This window comes from Pectobacterium carotovorum, assembly GCF_033898505.1.
GTDB classification, from domain to species: Bacteria; Pseudomonadota; Gammaproteobacteria; order Enterobacterales; family Enterobacteriaceae; genus Pectobacterium; species Pectobacterium carotovorum_J.
Window position 1 is genome coordinate 109154 of sequence record NZ_JAXAFK010000007.1, and the last position, 14411, is coordinate 123564.

The 14411-nt window shown below is 53.0% G+C and carries 11 protein-coding genes; all 11 read right to left on the reverse strand.

Annotation, left to right across the window (positions count from 1 at the left end):
- Positions 1–2 precede the first annotated feature (2 nt).
- The 11 genes from tssH to R9X49_RS21550 all read right to left on the reverse strand — a co-directional run bounded on the left by tssH (position 3) and on the right by R9X49_RS21550 (position 13979).
- Entirely contained in the window at positions 3–2600 is a 2598-nt protein-coding gene (gene tssH / locus R9X49_RS21500; protein ID WP_319850302.1) for a type VI secretion system ATPase TssH, read from the reverse strand.
- Positions 2601–2613: 13 nt separating this feature from the next.
- Positions 2614–3390 carry a type IVB secretion system protein IcmH/DotU gene (gene icmH, locus R9X49_RS21505; protein ID WP_319850303.1) on the reverse strand — a complete coding sequence of 259 codons (777 nt, stop codon included), beginning with the start codon at positions 3388–3390 and terminating at the stop codon, positions 2614–2616.
- 15 nt (positions 3391–3405) lie between these two features.
- Entirely contained in the window at positions 3406–4743 is a 1338-nt protein-coding gene (gene tssK, locus R9X49_RS21510) for a type VI secretion system baseplate subunit TssK (RefSeq protein ID WP_319850305.1), read from the reverse strand.
- 2 nt (positions 4744–4745) lie between these two features.
- Entirely contained in the window at positions 4746–5267 is a 522-nt protein-coding gene (tssJ, locus tag R9X49_RS21515; protein WP_015841404.1) for a type VI secretion system lipoprotein TssJ, read from the reverse strand.
- On the reverse strand, positions 5267–6487 hold the full coding sequence (gene tagH, locus R9X49_RS21520) for a type VI secretion system-associated FHA domain protein TagH (RefSeq protein ID WP_319850306.1): 1221 nt from the start codon (positions 6485–6487) through the stop codon (positions 5267–5269). Before tagH ends, tssJ begins: the two co-directional genes overlap by 1 nt.
- A 2-nt stretch (positions 6488–6489) precedes the next feature.
- A complete protein-coding gene (gene tssG, locus R9X49_RS21525) occupies positions 6490–7488 on the reverse strand; it encodes a type VI secretion system baseplate subunit TssG (RefSeq protein ID WP_319850307.1) in 999 nt (332 codons plus the stop codon).
- On the reverse strand, positions 7452–9218 hold the full coding sequence (gene tssF, locus R9X49_RS21530; RefSeq protein WP_319850308.1) for a type VI secretion system baseplate subunit TssF: 1767 nt from the start codon (positions 9216–9218) through the stop codon (positions 7452–7454). Before tssF ends, tssG begins: the two co-directional genes overlap by 37 nt.
- A gap of 2 nt (positions 9219–9220) precedes the next feature.
- Positions 9221–9652 carry a type VI secretion system baseplate subunit TssE gene (tssE, locus tag R9X49_RS21535; RefSeq protein ID WP_015841408.1) on the reverse strand — a complete coding sequence of 144 codons (432 nt, stop codon included), beginning with the start codon at positions 9650–9652 and terminating at the stop codon, positions 9221–9223.
- 5 nt (positions 9653–9657) lie between these two features.
- Positions 9658–11136, reverse strand: a complete 1479-nt coding sequence (gene tssC / locus R9X49_RS21540; protein ID WP_319850309.1) for a type VI secretion system contractile sheath large subunit — start codon at positions 11134–11136, stop codon at positions 9658–9660.
- Between the two features lie 21 nt (positions 11137–11157).
- On the reverse strand, positions 11158–11661 hold the full coding sequence (tssB, locus tag R9X49_RS21545) for a type VI secretion system contractile sheath small subunit (RefSeq protein ID WP_319850310.1): 504 nt from the start codon (positions 11659–11661) through the stop codon (positions 11158–11160).
- A 1442-nt stretch (positions 11662–13103) separates the two neighbouring features.
- Complete coding sequence (locus R9X49_RS21550; protein WP_319850311.1) at positions 13104–13979, reverse strand: AraC family transcriptional regulator; 876 nt, start codon at positions 13977–13979, stop codon at positions 13104–13106.
- Positions 13980–14411: the final 432 nt, after the last annotated feature.

A 14411-nucleotide genomic window follows, 5' to 3' on the forward strand; every position in this document is an offset into this window, starting at 1 on the left:
ACTCAGCCCTCCACCTCAGTCTGGAACTGACCGGCGTCGACGCGGAAATGAATACGGCTGACGGGTTCGCCCGCAGACAGGCGTTGCAGTAGCTGTAGCGAGACCGGTGGCAACAAGGCGCCATCAATCACCGATTCGAGCATACGCGCACCGTTTTCACTGCGGTTCGCCAACCGCAGAATCTCTTCCGGCACCTCGTCTTCAATAATGACTTCCGCACCAAAGCGCTGTTGCAGCAGAGACACCAGACGCGACAGTTTGCCCTGTACGATCTCCACCATGGTGTCATGCGCCAGCGGCAGGTAAGGAATGACTTCCATGCGCGCTAACAGCGCAGGTTTGAAGAACGCCGCCAGTTCGGGGTAGAGCGCATCCAGCAACACATCCGACTGCTCGGCGTAGTTCACGATCGTCTGGAATCCGAGGTTGGACGTCAGGAAGAACACCACATTGCGACAGTCGATCACCCGACCCTCGCCATCGGCGAGTTCACCTTTATCAAACGCCTGATAGAACAGGTTCAGAACATCGGGGTGCGCCTTCTCCACCTCATCCAGCAGCACCACAGAATACGGTTTCTGGCGGATGGCTTCGGTCAACACGCCGCCTTCACCAAACCCAACGTAACCCGGCGGCGAACCGATCAGACGTGAAACCGTGTGTTTTTCCTGATACTCGGACATATTGATGGTGGTCAGATAGTTACGTCCGCCAAACATCAGGTCGGCAATCTGGACCACGGTTTCCGTTTTACCCACGCCGCTCGGCCCCACCAGCAGGAACGCCCCCAGCGGACGCCCCGGACGACGCAGATCCGCCCGCGCGGTCAGCAGGTGTTTATGCAAGTGAGCAATCGCCAACTGCTGCCCTTTAATCATCTCGCCGAGGAATTCAGGCAGGCGCGTGACGACATCCATTTCACCCTGTGAGATACGGTTCAGCGGCACGCCCGTCCACTCGGCAATAACCGCCGCAATCTGTGTTTTATCAACGTGAGGAGAGACCAGCACCGAAGACTGTTGCAACGTTTCCAACGCCTGTTCACAGGCCGCCAACTCCGCCGCCACCGATGCCGCATCAAAGTCGACAGCCTGCTCGTCATTCAGCAGCGCGGTACGCAGTTCAATCACGCGCTGAACCTGCGTTTTCTGCTGCTGCCAATCGGCTTCCAACTGCGCCAGCTGTGCCGCGCCGGCCTCACGCGCGTCACGCAGTTCAACTAACCGCTCTTCGGTATTGCCCAGACCGATACGCGCCTGACGCTCAAGCTGGGTGATTTCCATCTCCTGCTGGCGCAGGCGGGTCTGTAGCTGGCTGACCGCACGCGGTGGCGTCGTCAGGTTAATCGCGACGCGCGCGCTGGCGGTATCCAGCACGTCAATCGCCTTATCCGGCAGTTGACGACCAGAGATATAGCGTGCCGACAGCTGTGCCGCCGCCTGAAGCGCATCTTCATCAATCAGAACACCGTGCGCTTTTTCATAGATACTGCGCAACCCGCGCAGAATAACCGTGGCTTCTTCCGCGTTCGGCTCACCCACTTTGACGAGCTGGAAACGGCGGGAAAGCGCGGCGTCCTTCTCGACGTATTTTTTGTATTCGCTCCAGGTCGTGGCCGCGATGGTGCGCAGTTCACCGCGCGCCAGCGCAGGCTTGAGCAGGTTGGAAACGTCCAGCCCGCCAGCCTGATTGCCGGCCCCGATGAGCGTATGCGCTTCATCAATGAACAGAATGATGGGGCGCGGTGCGTCCTTCACTTCCTGCATCACGCCTTTGAAGCGTTTCTCAAATTCGCCTTTCACCGAGGCACCGGCCTGCATCGCCCCCAGGTCAAGCGTGAGCAGTTCGACATCGCGTAATCTTTCCGGCACGGCACCCGCCACGATGCGCAGCGCCAGCCCTTCGATCAACGCACTTTTACCGACGCCCGCTTCCCCGACCACAATCGGGTTGTTTTTACGGCGGCGAGAGAGAATGTCGATCATCAGATCGATTTCATGGTCGCGGCACAGCACCGGATCCAGTTGCCCCTGCCGGGCAGATTCCGTCACGTTTTGGGTATAGCGGGACAGCTGTGTGGTCGCTGCCGCAGCCTGCTCGGCCGTGGCGGACTGCACCGCGACTTCCGTTTCAACAGAATCTTTCACCCACTCATCAAACTGCTGGCGTAAAAGTTCACGGTTAATCTGCGCCAGCGGGCGGGATACCGCGCCAGCCACATAGCGATTTGGCGTCAGCAGCAACACCAGCAGCAGGATACCGCTGCGCAAACGCGTGTGTTGAAACTCAGCCGACGCCAGCAGCCAGCTATCCTGCAACCACTCCACCAGCAGAGGGGAGAATGAAGGGTAGCCCGCGTCAAATTCTTTATCCACGGAGGAAGGCAGAAGCAATGAAGACAGCTCATCCGCATCCACGCCTGCACGCTTGAGGATCTGGCGCACATCGCACAGCGGCGTTTCCAGCATTTTCATCAACAGGTGCTCAATGCGGATTTCCGCCCCCTGATGCTGAATACAGAGTGCCGCCGCTTCTTCCAGCATATGACGGCACACGGGGTTGAGTCGTTCAACCAGTGTCGGCAGTTCAATTCGAATCACGGTGTAGCTCCTGTTATTGTAATAATTCTCCCAGCTGACGCAGTACGTCCTGGGTTTGATGAGTTAGCTGGTAACGGTACAGGCCGAAGGCGGCCACCAAAACCACACACACGCCAATGAACAGCGTGCGCAATGACACCTGTCTGCGCAGGTGGTAGCGCGAGGCCTGCTGCCCCAGATTCAGGTGGAAAACCGTCGGGGAATTCGCCGGCTCAGGGCGCAGAGTGTCATGCAGTTTGTTCACGACGCGATTGAGTTCCTCACGCCCCTGGGTCATCACCCGATAGCGCCCTTCAAAACCCAGACAGAGGCAGAGGTAGATAAACTCCAGAATGTCGCGATAGCGGGTTGGGTCGTCCAGCAGCTTCTCCAGTAGGACAAACACCTTTTCGCCCCCCCAGGTCTCATTGTGAAAACGGGTCAGCAGGGAATGTGCCGACCACATGCTCTGCCCGCCCCATTCGCGTCCCATCACGGCTTCATCAATGAAAGTGCAGAGGATGTAGCGGAATGACAGAATCACGCCATTTTCATAGCCATGAGAATGTAATTCCTGCTCGATAGCCTGAATCTCGGATACCACACGCTGATAGAGATCTTCTACGCCCTCATAGGCAGAGAGCTGGCGCACCCGTTCCACCATGCCCAATAGCGGCGTGACCGCATCAATCATCGGATTAATGCTTTGCCCGCGCAGGCGGAACCAGTAGTCGGAGTCCATATCCAGCTGTCGGGCATGATCAAACAGCAGATCGCCCAGTTGATCGTTTTTAATAACCTCGATGCTCATCTCTTCCTCTCCTTACTACTGGCCGCGGATGGCCCAAAGCTGCATATCCAGTTCCGGGAATTCGCCAGCAATGTGGAACGCCAGCGTATTGCCTGACACCAGCATCTGCCAGGCGGGGCTTTGTCTATCCAGTTGGAAATAGCTGTAACCCGCGTGATAAGGCAGTTGGCGCGGCGCCACTGGCAGCGGCAGCAGCGGGATACCCGGCAGTTGCAGGCTGATCAGTTCACGGATCTTCTCGCTGGAAGCGATCTTCGTTTGTTGCAGCAGCTGTTTACGCAGGTGTTCCTGCGGCATACGCGCGCGCACTGCCAGCACAAACTCGGCGCTGGTCATCAATTCCGCATCGCCAACCATCGCCACCATCACGCCATACGGCTGTTTCTTCAGTTGGATGGAAACGGCACGCGGCGACAGCACGGTGCTCAGCGCCTGACGCAGCGCCATCATCAGCGGCTCAAAACTGGCCTGCTGGTGTTCGTGACGGTAGGCGGGGAACTCCGGCGGCAGGCGCGACTCATCGGTGAACGTCATCAGTTCACCGCACAGCTCAACCAGCGTTTCGTGCAGACGTTCAGGGTGCAACGTGCCAAGGCGCGCCAAATGCGACAGCCTGGGCTGCGCGCGGTTAAGCAATTGCAGCATCATAAATTCGGCCACGTCTGCGACGCCCTGCTGTCCCGGTGCGGCAATACGCTGCGCCAGACTGCGCGCACGCTCCGCGACCAGACCGGCGGACTCCCCCAAAAAGCGTTTTAAGGTGGGGATAGCCGTAACGCTGATGCTGCACGGCATGAAGTTAGGATCCAGAATCAAGCCGCCGTCAGGGCGTTTATCCAGAATGTTGGCAATCGCCAGCGAGGCATAAGCACTGCGATCGTCACGATCGAGCATCAGGCGCAGGCTGACCTTACCGACCTCCAGAGAAACGATATCGCCGCCGTCGCTGTGCAGATCGCGTACGTCATGCCGGTGCGATTGCAAGCGGCTGGCGATCCCCTGCCCCGGTTGACCGACTTCACTGACGCCATTTACCGCCAGCGGCAGCGCCAGATACACTTTCTGGTTTGCCAGCGCGACGTCGGTAATCTCCAACGGCAGCGGCAAGGCGTCATCACCCGGAATGTTGAACACGGTGCCGTCCGGCATCACCCCGCTGGCGTTCACCAGCGCGATACGGCCAAAATTGAGGTATTCCTCATTAATCGCCAGCGACTGCAAACCATAGAAATAGTCACTGAGGGCGCTGAGGCGCGCATGCAGTGCGTAATCGGTGTGTCTTTGCTGCTGTTGAAAATGCTGCGGTTTAATGAATAGGCCTTCCCGCCAGATAATGCGATTGCGACTCGACATAGTTATTCTTCTTCTTGGTCTTTTTTGATTTCGACTTCATCCCGGCGCAGGTGCACGAGGATCTGATACGTTTGCCCGGTATTTTTTAGCTTGATGACTTTGCGCCATTCCGAGCTTTCCGAATCCGCATAGCGCGCGATCACACCGAGGTAATGCACCTTTTCATCCAGCGCTTCAGGCGGCAGGTATTTGAACTGTCCCGGCAGCAGCGTGTAGTCCTGATGATTGATGTAATTCTTGGCTAACGCCTTTTCGATATCCGTCGTTACCTGATCGTAATCGGTGGCCAGCAGACGTGAATCTTCCGCCAGCAGAACCAGTTGGAATTCGATAGGGGCAGCCTCACCGCTGTCGTTCGGGTTAACGTCCGGCTCCGCCAACAGGCTAAAACCCACGGTAGAAGGCTGATGATTGTTGCTACCAACCTGAATATCAGGATTCGCCGCCACCTGCGCCATCTTGCCCAGCGTGGTGCACCCTGACAGCACGAACATCAGGGAACATAAGCACAGTGCTCGCAGCATTATTTTTGCTCCTGCTGCTGACGCACGGCACGGTCATACGCCTGCGCATACACCTGATGGAACAGTTTTTGGAAGCCCTGCTGGCGCGGCGACGTTAATTCACGGTAGTAGTGCTGATACATCTGCCACGCCCAGCCGTCATCCGCCGCCAACTGCTCGCCACTGCGACGATAGTGTTCAAAGCGGTTGAGCAGCGCGGCAGGCGAGAAAGCCTGAAGAATATTTTCCAGCGCGACGGCAATCGCTTGCTGATTCGCGATGTGATGCACCCGCACATTGTTCAACACTTCTTCCACGGCAGCGGGCGCAGACAGGTGAACCGGGCTTTTCCCTTCAGCAAACAGCACCGACAGCGTATCGGTATAACCCAGCCCAAGACGCAGCGGGTTATCTTCAATCGGGCGTAAATGCGTATCGGCCATTGCCGCCTGCTCCGTCTGCAATGCCAGCAGACCTTCCACCATCGCGCGCAGGCTTTTCCCCATCTCTTCCAGCATTTCACGCAACCGCGCATCATCGCCCGGCTGAAGCGACATCCCCAGCCCGCGCATCAGGGGTGCCAGCGAGGTGCCATCGCTGTAGCCCTCCAACCCTTCTCCCGCGTACGGTGTGTTGATGGTCGGTAGTTCCACAAATTTCTGATCCATGGTGTCCTCACCAGAAGAAAAAGAAGAAAGAGAGGTCGTGAGCGATGCTCCGACCGTCTCACTGTCTGATGGCAAGAGTGGCTGGCTCTGTTCTTTTTGTAGCGCCCACAGCGGGTCGTTCAACGTGACCGAGGGATCCGCCAGATCCGTCGTTCGCCTTTTTTTATCGTCACTCAGCCAGCCGCCCAGCACATCGTCCGTGCGCTGCCCTAATACCTGATCGATATCCTGTTCCGTGGTGGGATCGCCGATGTAAACGCCCAGCCGGAAAGGCCCAATCACCAGTTCATCGCCGTGCGACAAAATGACTTTACGATCGCGCCCAATCGGCGACAGCGATCCGTTAATAAAAGACTGACCGCTCAGATCGCACAGGCTGAAATAGCCATCGGTCATGTCAATACGGGCATGTGCCGGGACCACGGCACCCAGCCGATCCCGCAGTTGCCACTGGTCTTTTTCCGACGCGCCCAGCGTGCCACCACGATGATCGAACTGGTGCTGTACCTGAGAATTGATATCGAGCTGCTCACTGTTGAGCACAACCAACGTGAGTGGGTGGGTTACGTTCACATTTACTCCTGCACACAAATCGTCACATAGGGATCCGCGGGCGGCTGCCCGAGAAAGCTGCTCCATCCCAATCGGCTACTTTGTTCACTGCCCAGGCTTAAGCCCTTGGCTTCGCCTTCCGCAAAGCCAAGACGCAGATCCCAGGCCAGCTGATCGCGAAGAATGAAAGAGACAAAACGCACCAGCGGCTGAAAATGCTCGCCGTTGGGCAAAAAGCTGAGGAAGCGACTAAAGCTGAGGTTGCCGACCTTGAGCAAAAACTTGCCAGCGCAGTCATTCACTTTATCGCCGATAACAAAATCACCGCCCAACATCATGTTGGCTTTGCCCAGGCGGTTCTGCTGCCCTTCATGAATGGGGACACGGCGATGCTGCCAGGCCATAACGGCCACATCGTCCAAATCAAAACAGTGAATAACCAACCCCGCGACCACTTCCGGCGAACGGCTGGGGCTGGCGAGCACTCCGGCGTAGGACAGCATCTTGGCACGGTTAACCGGCAGGCTGTCGCGTACGGCGTCATTCCCTAACCCCACGAGCGCAAACATCAGGCGGGAGAATCCATCCTCCCCATCGTTCTGAAAACGCACGTGATAGCGGTATTTGCGCCATGCGCGGTGCAGCAGCGTCAGTAAGCGGTGGTGAAAGAAGTCGAGAAACACGCCCAGCTTCTGCTCGCCCTGTGCGTATTCCCAGGCCAGCTCTTCAAGGTAATAACCGGGCATCGGTGACTGGCTGCCGTGCAGGCCCAGAAACGCGACCTCCAGTTCCTGACGCCCCTCGTCATCGCATTCCACCTGCAAGATATCGCCGGGGTGAAAACCAATGGAGGCCGTAGAGCGAAAGCGCAGACGCTCCTGCTCCGGGCGGAAATCCAGCTCTTGTTCCAGATCCACGCCTTCCAGTTGGTTAAGCAATTCCACCAGCTGGAAAAAATTAAAGCGTGAGACATCCTGACGGAACGTCACATCATTGAGTGTTGACCTATCTGTACCGGCCATCGGTAGCGCTCCTTGTTATCGATGTTGACCACTTCCAACAGGTGGAAAGCGTTGACGCTGGCATATAACGAGAAGAAGTGCGCCAGCACCGTACTGAACAGATAGAGTTCTCCTTCACTGGAAAACGCGGATTGCCGTACTGACAGGATGGATTTCAAGCCGCGCACCGGCATCCCCTGAACCAGACGATCGATCGGGGTGGTTTCGATAGATTCGATACCCGCCAGACGCTTACGCGAGGCCTGTTCGGCCTGCTTGTCATGCAGCGCCGGGAAATCGTAGGTACGCAGAATTTGCACCAGCGCATCGCGCCGCAGCAGCGACACATAGTTCAGGGACAGGTTGGAGATCAGCGTCCAGTGCAGGCTGCCATCCATCGCGGGCCGCAGCGGTCGCGTTGGCCGCACCAGATTGCGAAACGTCGCGAAAGACGGCGAATTTCCGGTGGGTACACAAATTGCCCCAACGGGTAACTGTGCCGCACGCGAGCGATTGGTGCAGGTCAGGGTGACCGAGATGGATTCATCCAAATCAATCACTTCCTGCTCATCGCCGCGGACAAAAGAGAGCATGTGATCAAAGCCGTTGCCGTTCACCGCTTCTTTTACCCGGATACGGTAATAGAGCGCCAGCCGTCCTTTAGCACGCTCGATTTGGTGCTGAAAGCTCTCAAAAGGCTGATACGTCCTTGGAATCCCCCGGGCACGGCCGGAATTCCCTTCAACCCAGCCTTCCACCTTATCGACAGAGAAGATTTCAAAGCTATCGGCGTTGCGGTAGCTGGCTTTCAGCGGGTAATCCGTCTGGCGACCGCTGAGGTTGATCGGCTCGCTGTCATGCTGGAAGAGGTTAATCGCCGGCACGCAGTTGAGCATGAACGAATCAGGACGAATCTTCAGTTCCGCCGGCAGCGGGCGGTCAAAGCAGAAATGCAGACGGAATTCCGTTACCGTCAGCGGCAAATCTGGCCATACCGCGCCCGCGAGTTGGAAAAAGAGGAAGCTTTCAGGAAAACAGAAGTATTCCTGCAAAATGCGATAGCCCGAGTAAACGTTGCCGGGGTAAGGCAATAGTGCGTCTTCACGCTCAAAGCCAACCGTCTTCAGCACGCTGGCCTCCTGACGGAAGCGTTGACCATCGACTTCCAGCTCAATATGCGACAGCTGGCTGGCGATCCAGAAATAGAGCTCGTAGGCTGTATAGGTATCACCGCCCAGATAAAAGCGCAGCTTGTCGAGTTGCAGGTCGCTTAGCGATAGCGGGCCATGCAGCCCAATATCCAGTGTAATGGTGGAAAGATCGTTGCCGCTCTGTACTTTGATTTCACGGATATCCGCCGGATAAATCCAGGCATCGTGACAGGTCTGAAAATGGCAGACCACATCATCAATCGGCAAGCTATCAAGCTCACAGCCGCGCGCAACAAACGCGGGTTGGGCAATTGCGCCGGGGAGTACCGAAAACTGCATAATCGTCATGCTCGGTACGGGGCGCAGGTAATTAGGCCACAGCATGCCCAGCAGGCCGTGTGTCAGCTCCGGAAATTCATCCTCGATCTTCGCCCGCAGGCTCCCTGTCAAAAAGGCGAACCCTTCCAGCAGACGCTCGACGTCTGGATCCGTGGTCTGTTCTGACAAAAATCGGGTAAGCTCAGGGTGCGCCTTGGCGAATTCACGCCCTTGCAGGCGCAAGTAGGTCAGCTCATCCCTGAAAAAATGTTCCAGTGACATAATCAGATCATTCTGTAATGGCGGTGGCTATCCATATGGATATTGAAAGAGGTGACCTGCTCCAGATCTTCCAATCTGACATGCGCGGTAACCTGAAACGACATCTCCATCGGATTCGATAAATAGTCCGATGCGTCGACATCCACATGAACAATTCGAGGTTCAAAGCGACAGATACACTGCCGGATCGCCTCCCGGATTTTCCCTCGAATGTCCGCCCCCCCCTGCGTCGCGTCATTAAAATCAATCACGCCAAGCTCAGGTGCGCTGCGACAATTTCCGGGCCGGGTGTTGAGCACATTGTCCAGTTGACGCTTAACGGACTCGATCAGTGCTTCAACTTCCGTTTCAGGGGAGGAGCGACGCTCCTCCCCACGGATACGATCAAACAGACTTGCCGCGTTTCCCCTTTCCCAGGCAGAAAGAGACGGCATAAGTCTTATTCCTTATCCAAACGACCTACCAGCGACAGTTCAAAGTTTGCCCCCATGTACTTGAAGTGCGGGCGCACAGACATGGTGACCTGATACCAACCTGGTTCTCCTTCTACATCCAGCACTTTGATTTGTGCGGCACGCAGAGGACGACGGCTACGAACATCTGCCGGCGGGTTTTCCTGATCGGCGATGTACTGTTTAATCCAGGTATTCAACTCACGCTCCAGATCCTGACGCTCTTTCCATGAGCCAATCTGTTCGCGCTGTAGCACTTTGATGTAGTGCGCCAGACGGTTGATGATGAACATGTACGGCAGTTGCGTACCCAGCTTGTAGTTGGTTTCCGCTTCTTTACCTTCTTTGGTGTTCGGGAACACCTTCGGTTTCTGCACCGAGTTAGCCGAGAAGAAGGCCGCGTTGTCGCTGTCTTTACGCATCGTCAGCGTGATAAAGCCTTCTTCGGCCATTTCATATTCGCGACGATCGGTGATCAGGACTTCAGTCGGGATTTTGGCCTGAAGTTGACCCATAGCTTCATAAACATGTACCGGCAGATCGGTAATCGCACCGCCGCTCTGCGGGCCAATGATGTTCGGACACCAGCGGTATTTCGCGAAGCTGTCCGTCAGCGCCGTTCCCATCAGATAGGCGGTGTTGCCCCACAGATAGTGTTCGTGATCGGTGCTGATATCTTCTTTGTAGTTGAAGCCCTTAATCGGGTTTTCTACTGGGTCATAAGGCAGGCGAGCCAGGAAGCGCGGTGCCGTCAGTCCCAGATAGCGACCGTCTTCAGATTCACGCAGCGAACGCCATTTCGTGTAGGCCGGGCCTTCGAAAACGGATTTCAGATCTTTGATGGAAGGTAAATCGGTGAAGCTGTCCACGCCAAAGAAGGTCGGCGCAACGGAAGAGATGAACGGCGCGTGCGCCATCGCACCAACGGCGCTGACGTACTGCATCAGTTTGATATCCGGTGAGCTTTGCGTCATCGCATAGTCACCGATTACGCCACCGATAGGCTGGCCGCCGAACTGGCCGTAACCGCTGGAATACACGTGCTTATAGAAGCCAGACTGTGAGATTTCAGGGGCAAACTCGAAATCTTCCAACAGCTCTTCTTTCGTCGCATGTAACACCAACAGCTTGATGTTTTCGCGAAAATCAGTGCGATCGACAAGCAGCTTCAGCGAACGCCAGGAAGATTCCAGCTCCTGAAGTTCTTTAGCATGCAGAATGACGTCAATCTGCTTGCTGAGCTTTTTATCCAGTTCGACGATCATGCTATCGACCAGCGCTTTATTCACGGGTTCTGCTGCATTACCGCTATCAAGAATGTTAGCGACCAGTGCGGCAATCCCCTGCTTAGCAACACTGTAGCCTTCATCGACCGGGGTGATACGCGCCTGAGCCATGATGTCATCAAGCAGCGATCCAGAGGCGCTGGCAGCCCCTGTCTGGGCCTGTTCTTCAATTATTGACATATTGTTTCCCTATTTCGTCAATTATTCGGCGGGTTTTACCAGATCGAGCTCTTTCAAAAGCTGCTCTCTGGCTTCTTCGCTGGACAACAGATCCTGCAAACGATTACGGAATGAGGGAATATTGCCGAGAGGGCCTTTCAGCGCGACCAGTGCCTCACGTAAATCAAGCAATTTACGCAATTCAGGCACCTGCTGGGCGATACGGTCAGGGGAGAAATCATTCAGGCCACCAATGTTCAATTTCACTGGCAGGTCATCCTGACTTTCTTCTTCAAGGCGGTTTGGCACACTGAAATTCAGTTCCAGCTCTGCTTCTTTCATCACCGAGGTAAAATTGTTCTTATCGATCGAGACGGTCTGACGTTCTTCGATCGGCGTTTCCTCTGTGCGCCCTTTCATATTTCCCACGATCATCAGCGTCAACGGCAATTCTATTTCCGCCTGCTGACCACCAGTGGCTGGAACATATTTGATATTAATACGTTCCTTTGGTGCGACAGATGCACCGTCAGTTCCTTTTGCCATGTGTCTATACCAACGTAAGGGCTCTCGGGCCCGGAGAAGTAAAGTCGATTCCTACCAAAAGCCCGCCGTAGTCCATAAGCACGGCAGTAATTCGGCAAACAAATATCCCCGTCATACTTCAAGTTGCATGTGTGCTGGCTGCGTTTAGTCACCCGAATCACTTGCCTAAGTAAGCTCATCGGGATGCCTTCTCTTGCCGCCTGCCTGAAACTCGAATTATTTAGGGTATAACGTATTTGTTTTTCGACCAGCGAGATGAAATAAATTAAAACCGAATTAAAAAACCATAATAAAACCGTAATTTTAAGATTTATATCGGTGTAAAAGAGTCACACCAAGAAGGAATTAAATACATTTATATTTTGAGTTTGGATCATACACACAACACAAATGCACGGTCAATGCTTATATAGCAGAGCAACTAAACCGAACAACTAAAACACAAAACCCAATAAAAACAAAAAATTAAACCACTCCTAAGTAAAAATAGACAAAAGAAAAAAGAATATATCTTCGATTTCCAATTAACGGAAAAGGGATATATTTTGTGCCTTTTAATTTCGTTAAAAACGAAATACTTAATAAGCTAATAAAAATAATCAATAACAAATAGCCCATTAATTTTAATTTAGTAAAACAATTTAGCCTCTATTTTTTACTTTTGACAGAACAAATATCTATATAACGTAAGGTAATTATTTTTCAATTAAGAAATAAATATTAGATAATTTAGCAATCATTTACTTTTTAATTAAAATTTTTAGATTTTTATACTATTAAAAATATCATAACAAGCATGATTAACCAATAGTGTGTTTAATGCGTTATTTCATAACAAAAACTGCCGAAAATGGCAGTGAAATGATCTTTTTAGTGTCGTTTTCAGGTTAAAAAATGGCAGCTATTCGGCAGGATAATATTTCAGGTGATACTGCTCTCTCTGTGCGTGATAGAGAGGGAGATGAGGGGCTGGTATGGAGCGATCAAAACAGAACGACGTTAAGCGGTGCGGCTAAGCTAAAGCTCACCCAGATTTCTCAGTGATTGCTCGATCTCCGCTACCCATTATCGGGACAAGGGTAAACCCGGCTTTCGGTGTTGATACGGTTCGGAGATACGCGGCGGGTTAGCCCATGCAATGACTTAACATAAGCGATCCAGCATGTTTGTACTGTTCTACCCATCCAGGATTTAACATCATCGACAATTTGTCGGTAAGTCGCCATAAACGTCCACGCCCCTCTGGTTGATAATTTTTCCACCTGATACCGCATATACCGAAAGTGGCAGCGTGTTAAAGCTTCATCTGGCTCCGCCAGCCGCTAGAGAGCACCACGAATTCTGCACCATGATTTTCTACGGCTTTTAATAAAAAACGCGCAGAGAGCTTCCCTGCGCGTATCACATCTGATGCGGCTCTGAACATGACAGGCTGAATCAGTTTATTTCAACGGCAAATAGATATCCGTGAGCAATTCATGTTCCGCTACCTCATGCACAAAGTTGTGGTAATGGAAGAAAAGCGGGAAATCGCGCAGTTCCTCTCCGCTCTCAGGCAACCAGTCGCGATAAAGAGCCTTAGCCAACTCGGTTAACGCATCATGCGATCCTTGATGGCGCAACACCGCACATCGACCAGAAGGGATGACACTATTTACCACCCCGAAGCGACTGTCTTCCGCAATCGCTGACGTTACTGTTCCGCAAATATGGAACTCAAATTCATCCTGCGGTGTTAAGGTAGGATCATGTGGTGCAATACCGTATGTCTGGCTGCTGGTAACAGGCGAATACCCCGTGTTTTTTCGCCATTCAATAAAGCGAGCAGCAGTTTCGTTTATTAGTTCCGGTTGTCCATAATGAGTCAACATTGCGACTGGTGTCGCGGGAAAATTGATGATTTTGACCTGGCCTTGCATTGTTTGTCTCCTGAGTTTATAAGGTTCGGATATGCGTTTATGCCAATCTACCCAAGGGGGCTGCTGGCGAAATTGCGTCGGTGATAGACCGAACATTTGCCTGAAAGCACGACTAAATGATTCAGCATGCTGAAAACCGGCGTCGAACGCGATATCAGTGATTTTCTCTAACGGATTAAAAGCCAGCCGATAAGATGCGCGTTTTAAACGCATCATCTGGATGTAACGACCAGGTGGCATCCCACAATAACTACAAAATTGACGATGGAAATGAAATGGCGAGAAGTGAGCGACTTCACTGAGTTTTTCCAGTGATAATGTGTCATCGAGATGACAGTCAATATAATCAAAGACCTGTTTAAAACGTCTGGCGTAACTATCAGTTTTATTATCACACATGGCTTCCTCCGTGCTGCTTAATATGCTCGAAGGCGATTCAGTTTGCCTGACTGATCTTGCCCAAAGGACGTTCAGAGGAAACATTTACGAAAAAAACGCGTCAGAATCGTTCTGAGCGAGGTAGTAGGGCCCCTATGTAAGATAGGCTACGCGATTTCACTCTAAATGAATTTAATGTTAATTAAATCAATAAGATACGTAACAACAGGAGTCTGGCCAGACTATTCATATTATTGTTTTTATTGATTATTTTTTGTTATTAAAATTTCATTTATACACATCGGCGCTTGAGTCCCAAAAAGCAAATGCAAAACTTCGCTGTGTAATATGCACAATACCGACCAATAAAACGACTTTTCACAAAACTGTTCACCCTTTTAAGCTTTCATTTTTTATCTTTATTTTTAGCTGGTTAAGTGGTAACAGTGAGTG